Source organism: Pseudomonas corni (genome assembly GCF_057128765.1).
On sequence record NZ_JBSKHW010000012.1, the window covers coordinates 177,473 to 195,008 of the forward strand.

14 protein-coding genes and 2 pseudogenes are annotated in these 17,536 nt (G+C 56.8%); 11 read left to right on the plus strand and 5 right to left on the minus strand.

What is annotated here, in order from left to right; translation table 11 throughout:
- Positions 1-23: 23 nt before the first annotated feature.
- The 3 genes from alg8 to yaaA all read right to left on the minus strand — a co-directional run bounded on the left by alg8 (position 24) and on the right by yaaA (position 4,539).
- Positions 24-1,505: a mannuronan synthase gene (gene alg8 / locus ACWKV9_RS19130; RefSeq protein ID WP_483837697.1), complete on the minus strand. Its 1,482-nt coding sequence runs from the start codon at positions 1,503-1,505 to the stop codon at positions 24-26.
- 127 nt (positions 1,506-1,632) lie between these two features.
- A complete protein-coding gene (locus ACWKV9_RS19135) occupies positions 1,633-2,949 on the minus strand; it encodes a nucleotide sugar dehydrogenase (RefSeq protein WP_483837698.1) in 1,317 nt (438 codons plus the stop codon).
- An 810-nt stretch (positions 2,950-3,759) separates the two neighbouring features.
- Positions 3,760-4,539, minus strand: coding sequence for a peroxide stress protein YaaA (gene yaaA, locus ACWKV9_RS19140; RefSeq protein WP_483837699.1), 780 nt, complete (start codon positions 4,537-4,539; stop codon positions 3,760-3,762).
- Between the two features lie 231 nt (positions 4,540-4,770).
- Between yaaA and ACWKV9_RS19145 the strand changes: the two are divergent.
- The 8 genes and pseudogenes from ACWKV9_RS19145 to ACWKV9_RS19180 form a co-directional block, all read left to right on the plus strand.
- A pseudogene (locus tag ACWKV9_RS19145) lies at positions 4,771-5,934 on the plus strand (polysaccharide deacetylase family protein); the annotation flags it as partial.
- A gap of 414 nt (positions 5,935-6,348) precedes the next feature.
- Positions 6,349-7,743 carry a PhoH family protein gene (locus ACWKV9_RS19150; RefSeq protein ID WP_483837700.1) on the plus strand — a complete coding sequence of 465 codons (1,395 nt, stop codon included), beginning with the start codon at positions 6,349-6,351 and terminating at the stop codon, positions 7,741-7,743.
- A gap of 155 nt (positions 7,744-7,898) precedes the next feature.
- Positions 7,899-8,384, plus strand: coding sequence for a cyclic pyranopterin monophosphate synthase MoaC (moaC, locus tag ACWKV9_RS19155; RefSeq protein WP_483837701.1), 486 nt, complete (start codon positions 7,899-7,901; stop codon positions 8,382-8,384).
- Between the two features lie 2 nt (positions 8,385-8,386).
- Entirely contained in the window at positions 8,387-8,632 is a 246-nt protein-coding gene (locus ACWKV9_RS19160; RefSeq protein WP_483837738.1) for a MoaD/ThiS family protein, read from the plus strand.
- A 2-nt stretch (positions 8,633-8,634) separates the two neighbouring features.
- Complete coding sequence (moaE, locus tag ACWKV9_RS19165; protein WP_483837702.1) at positions 8,635-9,084, plus strand: molybdopterin synthase catalytic subunit MoaE; 450 nt, start codon at positions 8,635-8,637, stop codon at positions 9,082-9,084.
- A gap of 369 nt (positions 9,085-9,453) precedes the next feature.
- Complete coding sequence (locus ACWKV9_RS19170) at positions 9,454-10,128, plus strand: CsgG/HfaB family protein (protein ID WP_483837739.1); 675 nt, start codon at positions 9,454-9,456, stop codon at positions 10,126-10,128.
- Positions 10,129-10,152: 24 nt separating this feature from the next.
- Positions 10,153-10,524, plus strand: a complete 372-nt coding sequence (locus tag ACWKV9_RS19175) for a DUF4810 domain-containing protein (RefSeq protein WP_483837703.1) — start codon at positions 10,153-10,155, stop codon at positions 10,522-10,524.
- Positions 10,521-11,183, plus strand: coding sequence for a DUF799 domain-containing protein (locus ACWKV9_RS19180; RefSeq protein ID WP_483837704.1), 663 nt, complete (start codon positions 10,521-10,523; stop codon positions 11,181-11,183). Before ACWKV9_RS19175 ends, ACWKV9_RS19180 begins: the two co-directional genes overlap by 4 nt.
- 234 nt (positions 11,184-11,417) lie before the next feature.
- Here the strand turns inward: ACWKV9_RS19180 and rhlB are convergent.
- Positions 11,418-12,704, minus strand: a pseudogene (gene rhlB, locus ACWKV9_RS19185) (ATP-dependent RNA helicase RhlB); the annotation flags it as partial.
- A 305-nt stretch (positions 12,705-13,009) separates the two neighbouring features.
- A complete protein-coding gene (locus ACWKV9_RS19190; RefSeq protein WP_483837705.1) occupies positions 13,010-13,666 on the minus strand; it encodes an alpha/beta hydrolase in 657 nt (218 codons plus the stop codon).
- 479 nt (positions 13,667-14,145) lie between these two features.
- Between ACWKV9_RS19190 and ACWKV9_RS19195 the strand changes: the two genes are divergently transcribed.
- The 3 genes from ACWKV9_RS19195 to ACWKV9_RS19205 all read left to right on the plus strand — a co-directional run bounded on the left by ACWKV9_RS19195 (position 14,146) and on the right by ACWKV9_RS19205 (position 17,532).
- Complete coding sequence (locus tag ACWKV9_RS19195; RefSeq protein ID WP_483837706.1) at positions 14,146-15,177, plus strand: amino acid ABC transporter substrate-binding protein; 1,032 nt, start codon at positions 14,146-14,148, stop codon at positions 15,175-15,177.
- 65 nt (positions 15,178-15,242) lie between these two features.
- Complete coding sequence (locus ACWKV9_RS19200) at positions 15,243-16,424, plus strand: amino acid ABC transporter permease (protein WP_483837707.1); 1,182 nt, start codon at positions 15,243-15,245, stop codon at positions 16,422-16,424.
- A 10-nt stretch (positions 16,425-16,434) separates the two neighbouring features.
- Positions 16,435-17,532 (plus strand): amino acid ABC transporter permease, encoded by a 1,098-nt coding sequence (locus ACWKV9_RS19205; protein WP_483837708.1) that lies wholly within the window; start codon positions 16,435-16,437, stop codon positions 17,530-17,532.
- Positions 17,533-17,536: the final 4 nt, after the last annotated feature.

The window sequence follows — 17,536 nt, forward strand, 5'->3', positions numbered from 1 at the left end:
CATTAGTCCGGCTGGGACTTGTTTCACACCATCGTCAGCAGTACTGCGACGAAGATGCTGCCAGCCGAAAAAGTCATGGTTCGAGACGACCAGGTGTTGAACCACCCCTGGAAGCTGGCCATGTCGCGGCTGAGTTTGGTGTCCTGGCGGGTCCAGGACTGGCGATCGAGGCGGAAGAAAACGTAGATCTTCATCAACGCGCCGACGATCTGGTTGTAATAGAGAATCACCGGGTAGGCCGGTCCGATCGAGTGCCCGCTAAGGGACAGCAACAGCGTGAGAATCAAGCGAGTGATACCGATCCACAGCAGATACACCAACAGGAACGCGAAGCCGTATTTGAATGCGGCGATCATGGCAACGGTCAGACCGAGGATGGAGGTCCACATCGAGACGCGCTGATCGAACAGCACGATGCTGGTGAATACCCCCAGACGTCCGACGCCCAGACCCAGCGCGCGGGAGTTCTGCCGCAGGTTGTTGCCGTACCAGCGATACATCAGCTTGCGGCTGGCTCTGAGAAAGCTCTTTTCGGGTGGATGTTCTACGGTATTGATGGCGGCGTCCGGCACGTAAAACGTGTCGTACCCAAGGCGCATCAGGCTGAACCAGCTGGACTTGTCGTCGCCGGTCAGAAACTTGAAGCGGCCCAGACGCCAGTGCTGCAGCGAATCGCTTTCCACATCGGCGATGAACGCGGGGTCTGTCACCACGGTGGCGCGAAACACAGACATGCGGCCGGTCATTGTCAATACGCGCTTGGACAGGGCCATGGAGCACATGTTGATGTGACGCTGGGCGAAACGCAGCTTGTGCCACTCGGCCATGATGTAGCCGCCGCGCACTTCGCAGAATTCGTTGGTGGTCAGGCCGCCAACGTTTTCGAATAGCTGAAACCACGGCACAGTTTTGCGAACCACACCTTCGCTTAGCACGGTATCGCCATCGACCACTGCAACCACGGCACGATCGTCAGGCATGTGGCGCGAGATGGCGCGGAAACCAAATGCCAGGCCGTCACGTTTGCCCGTACCGGCGATGCGTACGAAGTCCAGCTTCACGTGCTCGGGCGGGTTGTACTTGGCCCACAGTGCCTTGACCAGCAACTCGTCAGACATTTCCACGAGGGAGCAGACAACCGTCGTCGGAAAGCCGCATTCAATGGCCTCACGAATGACCGAGCTGTAAACCTGCGCGGTGGTCAGTGCGTCGATCCGAAAACTGGTGACCATGAGAAATACATGGGACGGATCGGCCGACTTGCCCAATTTGCGCACTTTGCGACGCAGATGCGGGTAAACCACATACAAAAACAACATGCCGCGCACAAAGTGCGTTGCACCCATCGAGTACCGCCAGATACCGATGATCCCGATGAGGAAAATAAAGTCTTTCGACTGCGAGTCGAAGATGCTTGAAGGCAACGCCATGGCAATGGCGGCCAGCAAACTTAAATAAAACAGCCAACCTGCGGCCTGAAGAAGGCCGTGCTTTAGCTTCAGCATAATGTGTATCCGCATAGTGAAAAACAGAGGACCGTTGGAGCGAGGCTTGCCCGCGAAGCAAGCGCTGCGGTGTGCCAGGCAGCCCGCGTCGTCAGCTTCGCGGGCAAGCCTCGCTCCTACAGGTGCCTTACCAGCAAATACCTTCGGTCTGGCCGTTTTCTTCGGTTGCGTTGGCCATGAAGCCGACCAGGTCAATGACGCGCTTGCCGGCAGGCGCTTTGTTGGCCAGCGCACGGAAGCGCTCGTCGCGGTTACCCAGAATGATCACGTCAGAGTTGTTGATCACTTCGTCGAAGTCCGCATTGAGCAGGGACGAAACGTGAGGGATTTTCGACTCGATGTACTCTTTGTTCGCGCCGTGGACACGGGCGTACTCGACGTTCTTGTCGTAGATGCTCAGGTCGAAACCCTTGCCGATCAGCATTTCTGCCAGCTCGACCAGTGGGCTTTCTCGCAGGTCGTCAGTGCCTGCCTTGAAGCTCAGGCCCAGCAGCGCCACTTTGCGCGAGTCGTGGGCAGCGACGATGTCGAAAGCGTTCTGCACCTGCGACACGTTGCTGCGCATCAGGGAATTGAGCAGCGGTGCATCGACGTCAAGCGAGCTGGCGCGATAAGTCAGGGCACGCACGTCTTTGGGCAGGCAGGATCCACCGAAAGCGAAGCCTGGACGCATGTAGTACTGCGACAGGTTGAGCGTTTTGTCCTGACAAACCACTTCCATGACTTCGCGACCATCGACGCCGACGGCTTTGGCAATGTTGCCGATTTCGTTGGCGAAGGTGACTTTGGTGGCGTGCCATACGTTGCAGGTGTACTTGATCATCTCGGCAACGGCGATGTCCTTGCGGATGATCGGAGCGTCGAGTTCTTCGTACAGCGATTGCAGAACATCACCGGACGCTTTGTCGAACTCACCGATCACGGTCATTGGAGGACGGTCGTAGTCGGCAATGGCGGTGCTTTCGCGCAAGAATTCCGGGTTTACCGCAACGCCGAAATCCACACCGGCTTTCTTGCCCGAGCAGTCTTCGAGGATTGGGATGACCACGTTTGCAACGGTGCCGGGTAGCACAGTGCTTCGCACAACGATGGTGTGACGAGAGGTTTTGTCCCGCAGGACGAAACCGATTTCGCGGCATACCGATTCAATGAAATCGAGCTCCAGATCGCCATTCTTTTTGCTTGGCGTACCGACACAAATCATTGAAAGGTCAGTGGCGCGAATTGCCTCGGCGAAGTCTGTGGTACCGCGCAATTTGCCGGTTTTGATGCCTTGTTCCAAAAGCTCGCCCAGCCCCGGTTCAACGATAGGCGACTTGCCCTGGTTGATCAGATCGATCTTGGCGCTGGAGATATCCACACCAACAACATCATGACCGCGCGCAGAGAGGCAACCAGCACATACTGCACCGACATAGCCCAAACCAAAGATGCTGATATGCATCGTAATCTCCTCGATTTTTACGCCATTAGTTGGCTGGATATAAATACTGTCATCAACTTTCACGCACTTGATCGCCCGGCAAGTTAATGCCGTCGAAAAAATACAGACAGAATTTAAATATGAGGGCCTCAGGTGGAGGCTGGCTCAAATGTTACAGAATACGGACGCCGGATAGCCCATAAATATATATGTGGGTTTCCGATTTGGGATGTGGCATAGCACTCCGGTAAATAATGTAAAGCCGCCTGTCGCGCCTCTGGCTCAAGGGTTTCCCTGGGTCAGTCATGTCTCGCTCGTCTGGTGACTCAAGCTCCGGTACGGTGCTTGCCCGATCTATGTCAACTAGTTTGGTTCGTCGTCTTAATGTACGGACCATATTGACCGATGGGTCTAACTACGTTGATCAACTTCCAGATTCTTCCCTTTTGCATGTAAGAGATGTCCTACGCAAAGGGGTGAATTGTTACGGGATGTAGGAGCGCCATGTTCCGATATAAGTTCCTGGCCGCTCGTCCTCTTTTTGAGATTTCCTGAAATATATGATCTGTAGGGAGTGGTCGCATTTTGCTAGCAAGTTATGTTCGGCCCTTAGTTATAAGGCGTTTCCCAGCCTTACATGTTTAAGTGCCACCATTGAATAGCGCCAATACGCCAGCATGAAAAAAACCTGTTAAATTTCTGAGACTCAGGAGGGCGCCTAACAAGTTGTCTGTTTGCTGGCGTCAATAAGCCGTCGAAAGACGGCTTATTAGTGTGTTGTTAGTTGGTGCTTGAAGCGCAACAACTTGGCGTCCCGTCCGTGGAATCCTATTACGCGTCTTGTTCATCTCTGAGAAACACAAATTTATCGGCTGTAGACTGCGCCGAGTCGAATCGGTAGCCGTTTACATCGAACTCTTTCAGGGCGTCTGGGTGCTTGATGCGCTCCGAAATGACAAACCGGCTCATCATGCCCCGTGCTTTTTTGGCGTAAAAACTGATGATTTTGTACTGCCCGTTTTTCTGGTCGCGGAACTCGGTGCTGATCACCCTGGCGTTCAAGGCTGGACGTTTGACGGCTGAAAAGTACTCATTGGAGGCCAGGTTCAATAGAACATCGTCTCCCTGCTCGGCAAGTGCTTCGTTGAGCCATTCGCTGATACGGTTGCCCCAGAACGCGTACAGATCCTTACCGCGCGTATTAGCGAGCTTGGTCCCCATCTCCAGGCGATATGGCTGCATCAGGTCCAGCGGGCGCAGCAGACCATAGAGGCCTGAGAGCATGCGCAGATGCTGCTGGGCATAGTCGAGGTCCGTTTCGCTCAGGGTTTCAGCTTGCAGCCCGGTGTAGACGTCGCCTTTGAAGGCAAGCAGAGCCTGCTTGGCGTTATCTGGCGTGAAGGCTGGATTCCAGCTGCCAAAGCGCGCTGCGTTCAGACCGGACAGCTTGTCGGAAAGATGCATCAACTCACCAATTTGCGCGGGTGTGAAATCCCGCAGCTGGGTAATCAGCTCTTGAGCGTGATCCAGATACTGTGGCTGAGTGAAGCGATCGGTGGTCGGCGGAGTTTCAAAATCGAGGGTTTTAGCTGGGGAAATCACCATCAGCATGCGCGTATCTCCTTTAATCGTGGGGCGATTCTAGAGGTTGTCTGCGGGTGACTCCAGCTATGGTGGTGATAGCGGGCGATATCGGAATCTGTAGGAGCCAACTTGTGGCGAGAGGTTGATGCGGTGTGGCTGGCCTGACGCCTCGCGAACAAGTTCGCTCCTACAGATCGGTTGCCTTTATAGTGCTGCGCTTGCTTGGCATTTCGATGATCAGGGTAGGGAGCCGTTGTTTTGCGCACAGTTTTGTTGATCGTTGCCTGCCTTGTCGGGCTCACTGCGCAGGCCGCGCCTATCAGCGTCGCGACGCTTGATCGAAGTGTCTGGCCTGAGACCTTGAGTACCCCGCAGCTTTTCGATGTCGCCTCTCGGGCCGAGATCCTCGGTTTTGCCCATCAACTGCTTGAAAGTGAAAACCTCTCGGAAGTTCAGCTCGCTGCGCGTCTGGGCTTGCGACAGCTCAACCTTTCCTCCGTGAACGTTATCCGCAACCGTCTGTGGTCGCGTCTGTTCGACAACTACCAGTTTGCGCAAAAAAACTGCGATCAAGATGCCTCGTTCTGCGTGTTGGTCGACGACCTGCCGATGCTGCGTCAGCGTGCGGCGGAGTTCAAGGTGGCGGACGACTCCTTTTATGCTCAGTGGGCGGCACCGGCGGCTGCCTTCAATCAGCGATATCTGAACGAGTTATTGCGCATGGCGGCGCTGTTCCCCGTCACCAGTAGCGAGATCGAACGCTACAATTCCGACGAGCTCAGCGGCGAAGAAATGCCTGATCGCAACTTCCTGCTCAATTTCGACAGCGGCCCGACGGTTGCTGACGGGGCAACCGACTGGCTGGCTGACTTCATGCGCCAGCAGAAAATCAACGCCACCTTTTATGTGCTCGGCAAAACGCTGCAGGCGCGGGTCGATAGCAGTTCGGCTACCGCATTGCAGACACTCTACAAACAGCAATGCGTCGGCGTGCAGGGATGGGAATATCGCTCTCACGCGCATTGGATGGATTGGCAGGATTCTGTCACCCGCAGTGCCGCGCTGGTCCAGCAAGTGCTCCCTGACAATTTCGTTCCGCTGTTTCGCCCTCCATACGGTCATCGTCGTGCCGACAGCGCCGAGTTTTTCCGTGATCAGCAAATACGCGTCGCGCTCTGGAATATCGATTCCCAGGACAGCACGGGCCAACTAGATGCTGAGCAGACCTCGCAACGGGTGCTGACACTCATGCTGCTCTGGCGCAAGGGCACGGTGGTGTTTCATGACAGCCAAAAGATCGCGCAGCAGGCGGTGCCGTGGCTCATGGCCAACACGGCGCAGTCAGGGGTGATCTGGGAGGATTGTCATATATACCCGCAGCAATTGTCGGACGAGTCTGATGAGGCGGAAGCTGAAGGCGACGCACCGGATGAGCAGGAAGACGAGTCGCCGGACAACCAGCTACAGGAACAGCCGGATCAGGCTGAGGCGCCTGCTGAGCAACGCGAGGAGTGAATATCGAAGGAGAGGCAAATGCCGGATTTTCCGAAGATTTCACCTCAACCGGACTTCCGACTGTAAACGCCTGAGACCCGTCCGCCAAGGGCTATTCGTCATGCTGAGAAATAAACTTCAAAACCGGTAAAAACACTTTTTTATGTCACAGGTTTTGCGGTATTACGACAGCAGACCGCCGAACCCTGCAACACAGGTGGCGTCACCCAGACTCCACTTTGCGCAATGCTTCCCTGTCTTAAGAGAAGCGACTCGGCGGCCTTTTCGTAGCGCAGCATCGTCGTGTACTGCGTTATCTGGCTTTTATAAAGGTGAGCGAGTATGGATGACCACGGACGCACCCCTTCCTCTAACCAGCCAATCCTCTACGTGCTCGATACAAACGTTCTGATTCATGATCCAAACGCGCTGCTGAATTTCGAAGAACACCACGTCGCAATCCCCATGACGGTTCTGGAAGAACTGGACAAGCTCAAGGCGGGTAAGCATTCGGTCGCCGCAGAATGCCGCCAGGCTATCCGGTTGATCGACAAGACACTTGGCGAAGCGACCCCGGAGGAGGTCGAACAAGGCGTACCGATAGATCGCGGCACCGGCGTTCTCAAGGGTTATCTGTCGATCATGATGAGCAAACGTGAAGAGCCCAACAGCCTTCTGCCCGAGCATCTGAACGACAACATCATCATCAACCAATTGATTGACCTGCACGCCCGTAAAACGGACTTGCGCATCGTGCTGGTCACCAAAGACATCAACATGCGCCTCAAGGCCCGTGCGTGTGGGATCGCGGCCGAGGACTACAGTACCGATCAACTGGTGGACGACGTTTCGCTGTTGTCCCGTGGTTATCAGAACATGACCGGTTCTTTCTGGGACCGCGTCAGCAAGGTCGAAACCCGTCAGGAGCGTGGTCGCACCTGGCACCGCGTGCAATTAAGCGAAAGTCTGCCGCCCATGCACATGAATGAATTCATCATTGATGAGCAGGGTTTTGTCGGCTGGGTCAAAGGCGTGAAGGCCGATGAGCTGCTGATTCTGGACATGCATCAGGAACCGCTGATGCACCAGGAAGCCTGGGGCCTGAAGCCACGGGACATTTATCAGGGGCTGGCGCTATTCGCGCTGCTCGACCCGGATATCCATCTGGTGAACCTGTCCGGCGCGGCAGGTTCCGGTAAAACCATTCTGGCACTGGCTGCTGCCATAGAGCAAACCATGGTCACAAAACGTTATCGCCGCATCATCGCCACCCGCAGTGTGCAAGGGCTCGACCAGGAGATCGGCTTCCTGCCCGGTACTGAAGCCGAGAAAATGGAGCCTTGGCTGGGCGCTATCACCGACAACCTCGAAGCGCTGCACATGGACGACGAAAACACCCATGGCAGTGTCGATTACATTCTCAGCAAAGTGCCATTGCAGTTCAAATCCCTCAACTACATCCGAGGCCGCAGTTTCCAGCAAAGCCTGATCCTGATCGACGAATGCCAGAACCTCACCCCGCATCAGATGAAAACCATCATCACCCGTGCTGGCGCTGGCTCCAAGGTGGTTTGCCTGGGTAACCTGGCGCAAATCGATACTCCTTACCTGTCGGCCACCAGCTCTGGCCTGACCTACCTGACGGAGCGCTTCAAGGATTTCCCCAACGGCGTGCACATCACCCTGCAAGGGGTGCCACGCTCGATCCTGGCCGAGTATGCGGAGAGTCATTTGTAAAATAGCTGCATAACCTTGTAGGAGCGCGCTTGCCCGCGATTGCAATCTGTCAGTGACATTCATTTATCTGACACACCGCCATCGCGGGCAAGCGCGCTCCTACAGTTCGCTGCACACAAGCGCTACAATCCCCGCTCCTGCTCAGGAGTACCGTTGTGCTGACTCATCTCGATTCCCAAGGTCGCGCCAATATGGTCGACGTCACCGAAAAAGCCGTGACGTCCCGTGAAGCCGTGGCCCAAGCGCGTGTTCGCATGCTCCCTGAAACTCTGCAAATGATCGTGTCCGGCGGCCATCCAAAAGGGGATGTATTCGCTGTGGCGCGTATCGCAGGTATCCAGGCAGCGAAAAAAACCAGTGACCTTATCCCGTTGTGCCACCCCCTGATGCTGACCAGCGTCAAGGTCGAGCTCAGCGCCGAAGGCAACGACGCTGTCCACATCATCGCCCGCTGCAAACTATCCGGGCAGACCGGCGTGGAAATGGAAGCATTGACCGCCGCCAGTGTCGCTGCACTGACGATCTACGACATGTGCAAAGCGGTTGATCGCGGCATGGTCATCGAGCAGGTTCGGCTGCTTGAGAAGCTGGGCGGTAAAAGTGGCCATTTTGTTGCTGACGACCAGGAGCAGAGCCAGTGAGCATTCACGTTCAGGTTCAGTTTTTCGCCCGCTTTCGCGAAACCCTCGGCACTGAAAGCGAGCGCCTGGAAGGCACTTTTGCGACGGTCGAGGCAGTGCGTCAGCATTTGCTGACGCGCGGCGGCGTGTGGGATGTCCTGGGCGAGCCCAACATCATGTGCGCCCGCAATCAGGAACTCTGCCAACTGGACGAACCTGTCGAGCCTGGCGACGAAGTGGCGTTTTTCCCTACCGTCACCGGAGGTTGAACATGGGCGTCCGAGTCCAGACAACGGCCTTCGATCCGGGGACTGAAGTCAATGCAATGCATGCCGCCAATGTGGGCGTTGGTGCGGTGGTGAGTTTTGTCGGCTATGTCCGGGATTTCAATGAGGGGCGCGATGTGGCGGGGATGTTCCTGGAGCACTATCCGGGCATGACCGAAAAGGCCTTGGGCAAGATCGTCGATGAGGCCCAGCAACGCTGGCCGCTGCTCAAGCTGGAAGTGATTCACCGGGTCGGCGCGCTGGAGCCGGGCGAGCCTATCGTATTTGTCGGCGTCGCCAGCGCCCATCGTCAGGCCGCGTTTCAGGCCTGTGATTTCGTCATGGACTACCTCAAAACACGCGCGCCGTTTTGGAAGAAAGAAACCACCTCGCAAGGACCACGCTGGGTGGAAGGGCGGGAGAGTGATCACATGGCGGCCGATCGCTGGAAGTGAAGCGATGGCGCGCCGTTGGTTGACGTCGGGAAAGCGCCCGACTAGCATGTCGCGAAAATGATGTCACAGTGATATTTCTCAGGGAGTGAGCACGTCTTTCGAGCATTTGTGTCAGGCATCTTTGCCAGCCTTCAGGCCTTTGCGCGTCATCCCTCGTAGCATCCCATCACTATTTCCTGCCAATGCGCTCATCTTGAACGCTGGTGCATTGCACCAAAAAAATACTTAATCGGGCGGTACAGCAGTACTGACCCCTGTCGCTGCAGCGATGCAATGATTCAACCACCCCTGCGCAGTGAGCACATAAGTGTTCGGCAACCGCGGGTGACGTTTCAGATTTTCGAATTATGGAGAGTGGGTGTGAGCAGAATGCACAAGGTTTTGGTTTCAGGGATAGCGGCCGCAATGCTGACATTGGTCAGCGGCTGTGCAACGGAAAGTTCACGTTCAGTGCCGGTGGAGAAGGTCGAAACCGCAGGTATTGCTTACTCTGGCGTTCGGACGCCGATTGCTGTCGGCAAATTCGATAACCGCTCAAGCTACATGCGCGGCATTTTCTCCGATGGCGTTGATCGTCTCGGGGGCCAGGCCAAGACCATTCTGATCACGCACATGCAGCAGACCAACCGCTTCAGTGTGATGGACCGCGACAACATGGCTGAGATCGGCCAGGAAGCCACCTTCAAGAACAAGGCTCAGCACATCAAGGGTGCTGACTTTGTTGTCACCGGCGACGTGACTGAGTTTGGCCGTAAAGAAGTCGGTGATCAGCAATTGTTTGGCTTGCTGGGTCGTGGCAAGCAACAGATCGCTTACGCCAAGGTTGCGCTGAACATCGTCAATATCGGCACCTCTGAAGTGGTTTACTCCACCCAAGGTGCGGGCGAATACCAACTTTCGAATCGAGAAATCATTGGCTTTGGTGGCACGGCGAGCTATGACTCGACGCTCAATGGCAAGGTCCTGGACCTGGCGATGCGTGAAGCGGTTAACAACATGGTGCGTGCTATCGACAGCGGTGCCTGGAAACCAACTGCTAACTAATTCACACAGGGAAGTGTATGCATCATGACTAAGAAAATGATCGGGTTGCGCGTGATCGCAGCCGTAGCGGCAACCGTGTGGCTCAGTGGCTGCGCACAACAGCCCAAGACTTTGTATCAATGGGGTAGCTATCAGCCTGAGGTCTACGAGTACTTCAAGGGTGAGTCCAAGGAGATGCAGGTCGCCAAGCTGGAGGAAGACTTGCAGAAAATCCGCTCGACCAACGGCAATCCCCCTCCGGGTTATCACGCGCAACTGGGCATGCTGTATGGCGGCCTGGGCAAGGATGACCAGATGGTTCAGGAGCTGCGTACCGAGAAGGCGCTGTTTCCGGAGTCTGCAACGTACATGGACTTTCTGCTTAGAAACGTCAAGACAGGAGTCGCCTCCAAATGAGCGCACGCTATCTGAAATTGGCGGCCAGCCTGCTGGCCGCAACCGTTCTGGGCGGCTGCGTTGCACCGAAAGCGAATGTCGACTATTCGGCGTTCAAGGAAAGCAAGCCGCGTTCAATCTTGGTGATGCCGCCGGTCAACGAGTCGCCTGACGTCAAGGCCACCTACAGCCTTTATTCTCAAGTGACGTTCCCTCTGGCAGAGGCGGGCTACTACGTACTGCCGGTTGGACTTGTCGATGAGACGTTCAAACAGAACGGTCTGACAAACGCCACGGATATCCAGGAAACATCGCCAGCCAAGTTGCGTGAGATCTTCGGCGCTGATTCGGCCTTGTACATCAAGGTGACTCAGTACGGCACCACCTACATGGTTATCAGCAGCCAGACTCTGGTGACGGCGACCGCCAGACTCGTTGATCTGCGCACTGGCACGACACTGTGGACAGGCACCGCCAGTGCCTCCAGCGATGAGGGCGGAAATAACAGCGGCGGCGGTTTGATCGGCATGTTGATCACCGCTGCTGTTACGCAGATCGTTAACAGCTCCAGCGATGCTGCCCATCCTATCGCCGGTATTACCAGCGGTCGTCTGCTATCCGCTGGGCACCCGGCAGGTCTGCTTTATGGACCACGCTCGCCCAAGTACGGCACCGACTGAACGCTTCTGCCTAGCTAAACGCGGGGTACAAAAAAAGCGCAGCCTGTTCAGGCTGCGCTTTTTTATTGCCGGCGTGTCAACACCAGGCCGGTACGGCGGTCTGTTTTGAATCTGACCGTATGGACGTAGCGGTCGAGCTGGCGTGCGTCTGGCCATAAACCGCTCGTAAAGGCTGAGAGGTAGGGGCTACCACAGCTGCGCGACGACGTGGTATCGCCGCGCGCAGGGTGATGATTACTCTACGGCGGGTTCAGACTTGGGCTGACGCACCACCGCGCGCAACAAATGCGTCGGCGGCGTTTCACAGCTGATCTTGCGACCCAGCTTTTCTTCGATAGCCGGCAACTGGTACGAGTCATCTTCGCCAGCAAAGCTGATCGACACGCCATCTGCACCGGCGCGACCGGTACGGCCGATACGGTGGACGTAATCGTCCGGCACTTCCGGCAGGGTGAAGTTGATCACATGGCTGATGCCGTCGATGTGAATCCCGCGACCGGCGACATCGGTGGCCACCAGCACGCGGATCTTCCCTTCTCGGAAGCCTTCCAGCGTTTTGATTCGCTTGTGCTGCGGTACGTCGCCTGACAGCTGAGCGGCGTTGACGCCATCGCGCACCAGGCGCTCTTCAATGCGTCGAACCTCGTCCTTGCGATTGGCAAACACCATCACCCGCTCCCAACCGTTGTCGGTAACGAGGTTATAGAGCAGCTTGTATTTGTCGGCACCGGCGACGGCATAGACATGCTGTTCGACGGTATCGCTGGCGACGTTGACTGATTCGATCTCGACAATGGAAGGATCGGTGGTCCACTGCTTGGCGAGGTTCATCACGTCTTCGGTGAAGGTCGCGGAGAACAGCAGGGTCTGGCGTTCGCCCTTGTGCGGGGTCTGGCGAATGATCGAACGCACCTGCGGGATAAAACCCATGTCGAGCATGCGGTCAGCTTCGTCCAGGACCATCACTTCGACCATGTCCAGATGCACTTCGCCGCGCTGGTTGAAGTCCAGCAGACGACCCGGTGTCGCCACCAGAATATCGCAGTGACGGGCTTCGAGCTGCTTGAGCTGCTTGTCGAAATCCATGCCGCCAACGAACGTCATGACGTTCAGGCCGGTGTACTTGGTCAGCAGTTCGGCGTCTTTGGCAATCTGCACCACCAGCTCGCGGGTCGGCGCGATGATCAGCGCACGTGGTTCGCCCATGTAGCGTTCTTTAGGCGGCGGCGTTTGCTGCAGCTGAGTAATGATTGAGATCAGGAACGCGGCAGTCTTGCCGGTGCCGGTCTGGGCGCGGCCGATGGCGTCCTTGCCCTTGAGAGTAAAGCCCAGAACGCCTGCCTGGATCGGCGTGCAGTACGGGAAACCCAGGTCGTGGATCGCGTGCATCAGCTCGGGGGATAGAGCGAAATCGTGAAAGCGGGTTTTGCCTTCTTGCGGTTCAACGGCGAAATCTTCGAGCTTCCATGGCTTGACTGGCGGCTTGGGCGCGCGTTCGCGGCGTGGGCGTTCGGCCTTGGGCTCGACGGCTGCGTCCATATGGACGGACTCTTTAATCTCGACGGTCGGAACGACAGGCGCTACAGCAGCGGCCTTGCGTTCCCTTGGTGCGCCTTCAGTGGGGCTTCTGGCGCCGGGGAGGGGAGCGACTGGGCTGGGTGCGAGCTGCTCAGCCTCGCCTTTGCCGAACATCTTTTTGAGTGCTTTGAGCACGGTCATCTCATCAATTGATTAAGGAATGTACGCCGGGCAGTGTAAAGCAAGAACGGGGCCCGGCGTAGTGCCATACCAAATCTGCTGAACAATTGAAAGGACCGACTGGCCGTTTAGCGCAGCCGATCCCCGAGCCAGACACCTATGTCGGCAATCTCTTGCGGTAACACTTCGTGCCCCATTGGGTATTCCTGCCATGTCGCGGTGACGCCTTGAGCCTTCAAGTGCTCATACGCCGAGCGCCCCATCGCATTCTGGACAACTTCGTCGTGCTGCCCATGCAAGCAGTACACCGGAATGCGTTGCTGACTGGCTGACAGCGTCATCTCATCACTGAAGGTTGGCGCGTAGGTGGACAGCGCAAGCACGCCGCCAAGCGGTCCTTGCCAGCGTAAGAACGCTGCGTGATACACCACGGCGCCCCCTTGGGAGAAGCCGGCGAGAAAGATCCGCGCCGGGTCGACGCCGCTGTCGCGTTGCTCTTCGATGAGGTCAAGAACGCGCTGGGCCGAGGCCTCCAGTTGATCGGCGTTGATGGCGCGCGCCGGGCTCATGGCCTTGATGTCGTACCAGCTTGGCATTTGATAGCCGCCATTGATGGTCACGGCCTGGGTTGGCGCCTGGGGCAATACGAACCGCGTGGTCAGCAACGAGCGTTGTAATGCCTCTGCAACGGGCATGAAGTCAAATCGGTCGGCGCCCAGGCCGTGCAGCCAGATAACGCAAGCGTCCACGGGCTTTTCGGGTTGCAGAATGAGAGGTTCGCTCATGGGTGCTCCAATTGTGTGCGAGGGCTCTGGCGCGGCGCTTCAAGGCGGTGCGTCCAGTTGTTCGAGGATGAAAGAAGATGTCGCAAGACTACAAGTTTTTGGCTTGACCTGTCGCTAATTCGACAATGCCAGCATGGTGGTACGGGCTTTGCTACAAAACCTGCGGAGTGAAAGCGCTCACCTGTGTCGGTAACACTAGCAGGCAACTGATAGTGCCGTCCGGGGCGGCAAGGAGTCCATTCAGGAGGACTCCGGGCACGGTTCGTCTCAGGCCCGCAGGGCCAGGGAACATCAGGGGGCTTCAGTCCACAGGCCAAACACGACGCTGTAATGCGGTTGACGAGAAGATCTTGCGCCGGTTGCAGCATCAGGCCTTACGTCGCATGACCCAAAAAAAAGCCAGCACGGGTCATTAATGCCTCACAAGGGTGCGACGGGGCTAAAGCTCCTACACAACAAAGAGCAAACTGGAGGTTTGAATGAAGATGTTGAAATCCACCCTGGCTGTAGTGGCCGCCGCAGCAGCGCTCGGTCTGACCGGGTTCGCTCAAGCGGGTGCGAAACTGGACGCCATTCAGAAGAAAGGCTTCATCCAGTGCGGCGTGAGTGACGGTCTGCCAGGTTTCTCGGTTCCGGACGCAAGCGGCAAGATTCAGGGCATCGACGCTGACTTCTGCCGCGCTGTTGCCGCCGCCGTATTTGGCGACGCGACCAAGGTCAAGTTCAGCCAGTTGAACGCCAAGGAGCGCTTCACTGCGCTGCAATCCGGCGAAATCGACATCCTGTCGCGTAACACCACCTGGACCAGCTCCCGTGACGCAAGCATGGGTCTGGTATTCCCGGGCTTCGTGACTTACTACGACGGCGTTGGCTTCCTGGCCAACAGCAAACTGGGCGTTAAAAGTGCCAAGGAACTGGACGGCGCGACCATCTGTATTCAAGCCGGTACCACTACCGAGCTGAACGTGTCCGACTACTTCCGCGCCAACAACCTGAAATACACCCCGATCACCTTCGACACCTCTGACGAAAGCGCCAAGTCGCTGGAATCCGGTCGTTGCGACGTACTGACTTCCGACAAATCGCAGCTCTACGCACAGCGCTCCAAGCTGGCCAAGCCTACCGATTACGTCGTTCTGCCTGAAACCATCTCCAAAGAACCTTTGGGCCCGGTCGTTTCTCGTGGTGACGAAGAGTGGACCACTATCGTTCGCTGGGTCGGTTACGCACTGCTGAACACTGAAGAAGCCGGTATCACTTCCAAGAACGTTGAAGCCGAAGCCAAGTCCACCAAGAACCCGGACGTTGCTCGTCTGCTCGGTGCTGACGGCGACTACGGCCCACAGCTGAAACTGAAGAAAGACTGGGTTGTTCAGATCGTCAAGCAAGTCGGTAACTACGGCGAAATCTTCGAGAAGAACCTGGGCAAAACCACTCCTCTGGCCATTGATCGCGGTCAGAACGCTCTGTGGAACGCTGGCGGCATTCAATACGCACCACCTGTGCGTTGATTGACCTGCGCCCGGCTACGTAACGCGTCGCCGGGCGCTTCGTTCCATTTTTCCTGGGGCACTCCATGCAAAATCAAATCAGCGCACCAAAGCAGAGGCTGACCCTCAGCGATCCCAAAGTGCGCGCGTGGCTATTTCAGATAATCACGGTTATCGCTGTAGTCGCGATGGGTTGGTATCTGTTCGATAACACCCAAACCAACCTGCAACACCGGGGTATTACCTCAGGTTTCGGTTTCCTTGAAAACAGCGCCGGGTTTGGCATCGCGCAGCATCTGATTCCTTTTACGGAATCGGACAGTTATGCGCGCGTGTTCCTCATCGGTCTGTTGAACACCCTGCTGGTGACGTTCATCGGTGTCATTCTGGCAACCCTGCTGGGGTTTCTCGTCGGTGTCGCGCGCCTTTCCAACAACTGGATCATCAACAAGCTGGCCACGGTTTACGTCGAAGTCTTCCGTAACATTCCGCCGCTGCTGCAGATCCTGTTCTGGTACTTCGCAGTCTTCCTGACACTGCCCGGACCGCGTGCGGCCCATGGCTTCCTTGGCTCGTTCTTTGTCAGCAGTCGCGGCTTGAATATGCCGGCGGCTATCACTAATGACGCAACGTTGCCGTTCGTGATCAGCATCGTGCTCGCGATTGTCGCGATCGTGCTGATGGCTCGCTGGGCCAACAAGCGTTTCGAAGCCACAGGTGTGCCGTTTCACAAGTTCTGGGCAGGTCTTGCCCTGCTCATCGTGATCCCGGCGCTGTGCGCGTTGATCTTTGGCTCGCCCGTGCACTGGGAAGTGCCAGAGCTCAAGGGCTTCAACTTCGTCGGAGGCTGGGTACTGATCCCGGAACTGCTCGCCTTGACCTTGGCTTTGAGCGTGTACACCGCAGCGTTCATCGCTGAAATCGTGCGTTCAGGCATCAAGTCGGTCACCCACGGCCAGACTGAAGCTGCGCGTTCGCTGGGCCTGCGTCCAGGTCCGACGCTGCGCAAAGTCATCATCCCGCAGGCCATGCGCGTGATCATTCCGCCACTGACCAGCCAATACCTGAACCTGGCGAAAAACTCTTCGCTGGCTGCCGGTATCGGTTACCCGGAAATGGTTTCGCTGTTTGCCGGTACCGTGCTCAACCAGACGGGTCAGGCCATCGAAGTCATTGCCATCACCATGAGCGTGTACCTGGCGATCAGTATCAGCATTTCTCTGCTGATGAACTGGTACAACAAGCGCATTGCGCTGATCGAGCGGTGAGGAAACGCGCATGACATCCCATACTTTCAAACCCGATATGCCGCCGCCGAACAAAGTGTTCGGCCCCATGGCATGGATGCGGCAGAACCTGTTTTCCAACTGGTGGAACACGGTTCTGACGCTGTTCGCCATTTATCTTGTCTGGCTGGTCGTGCCGCCGCTGTTGAGCTGGGCGATCTTCAATGCCAACTGGGTCGGCACCACGCAAGCAGACTGCACCAAGGCGGGCGCTTGCTGGGTGTTCATCGAGCAGCGTTTCGGCCAGTTCATGTACGGCTACTATCCGCAGGAGCTGCGCTGGAGGGTTGATCTGACCGTCTGGCTGGCAATCATCGGCGCTGCGCCGTTGTTCCTGAAGATGATGCCGCGCAAGGCAATCTATGGCCTGTCGTTCCTGGTCATCTACCCAATCGTTGCCTACTTCCTGCTGCACGGCGGGGTGTTTGGCATGGACAACGTGGCGACCAGCCAGTGGGGCGGCCTGATGCTGACCCTGGTGATCGCAACGGTGGGTATCGCCGGGGCATTGCCATTGGGCGTAGTGCTCGCGCTGGGTCGACGCTCGGAAATGCCGGCCATTCGCGTGCTGTGTGTGACGTTCATCGAGTTCTGGCGCGGCGTGCCGCTGATCACTGTGCTGTTCATGTCCTCGGTGATGCTGCCGCTGTTCCTGCCTGAAGGCATGAACTTCGACAAGCTGCTACGGGCGTTGATTGGCGTGATTTTGTTCCAGTCAGCTTATGTGGCGGAAGTGGTGCGGGGCGGCATGCAGGCCATTCCGAAGGGTCAGTACGAGGCCGCTGCGGCGATGGGCCTGGGTTACTGGCGCCGGATGGGGCTGGTGATTCTGCCGCAAGCCTTGAAGCTGGTTATTCCGGGTCTGGTCAACACCGTGATTGCGTTGTTCAAGGACACGAGCCTTGTGATCATCATCGGCCTGTTCGATCTGCTCAACAGCGTCAAACAAGCTGCCGCCGACCCTAAATGGCTCGGTATGGCCACCGAAGGCTACGTCTTCGCGGCCTTGGTGTTCTGGATCTTCTGTTTCGGTATGTCCCGCTATTCCATGCATTTGGAACGTAAGCTGGACACAGGCCACAAGCGTTAGGAGT

What these genes read in the sequence shown, in the direction of transcription:
- alg8 (WP_483837697.1), bottom strand. Translation starts at nt 1,505, where the DNA reads ATGCTGAAGCTAAAGCACGGCCTTCTTCAGGCCGCAGGTTGGCTGTTT.
- ACWKV9_RS19135 (WP_483837698.1), bottom strand. Translation starts at nt 2,949, where the DNA reads ATGCATATCAGCATCTTTGGTTTGGGCTATGTCGGTGCAGTATGTGCT.
- yaaA (WP_483837699.1), bottom strand. Translation starts at nt 4,539, where the DNA reads ATGCTGATGGTGATTTCCCCAGCTAAAACCCTCGATTTTGAAACTCCG.
- ACWKV9_RS19150 (WP_483837700.1), top strand. Translation starts at nt 6,349, where the DNA reads ATGGATGACCACGGACGCACCCCTTCCTCTAACCAGCCAATCCTCTAC.
- moaE (WP_483837702.1), top strand. Translation starts at nt 8,635, where the DNA reads ATGGGCGTCCGAGTCCAGACAACGGCCTTCGATCCGGGGACTGAAGTC.
- ACWKV9_RS19170 (WP_483837739.1), top strand. Translation starts at nt 9,454, where the DNA reads ATGCACAAGGTTTTGGTTTCAGGGATAGCGGCCGCAATGCTGACATTG.
- ACWKV9_RS19175 (WP_483837703.1), top strand. Translation starts at nt 10,153, where the DNA reads ATGACTAAGAAAATGATCGGGTTGCGCGTGATCGCAGCCGTAGCGGCA.
- ACWKV9_RS19180 (WP_483837704.1), top strand. Translation starts at nt 10,521, where the DNA reads ATGAGCGCACGCTATCTGAAATTGGCGGCCAGCCTGCTGGCCGCAACC.
- ACWKV9_RS19190 (WP_483837705.1), bottom strand. Translation starts at nt 13,666, where the DNA reads ATGAGCGAACCTCTCATTCTGCAACCCGAAAAGCCCGTGGACGCTTGC.
- ACWKV9_RS19195 (WP_483837706.1), top strand. Translation starts at nt 14,146, where the DNA reads ATGAAGATGTTGAAATCCACCCTGGCTGTAGTGGCCGCCGCAGCAGCG.
- ACWKV9_RS19200 (WP_483837707.1), top strand. Translation starts at nt 15,243, where the DNA reads ATGCAAAATCAAATCAGCGCACCAAAGCAGAGGCTGACCCTCAGCGAT.
- ACWKV9_RS19205 (WP_483837708.1), top strand. Translation starts at nt 16,435, where the DNA reads ATGACATCCCATACTTTCAAACCCGATATGCCGCCGCCGAACAAAGTG.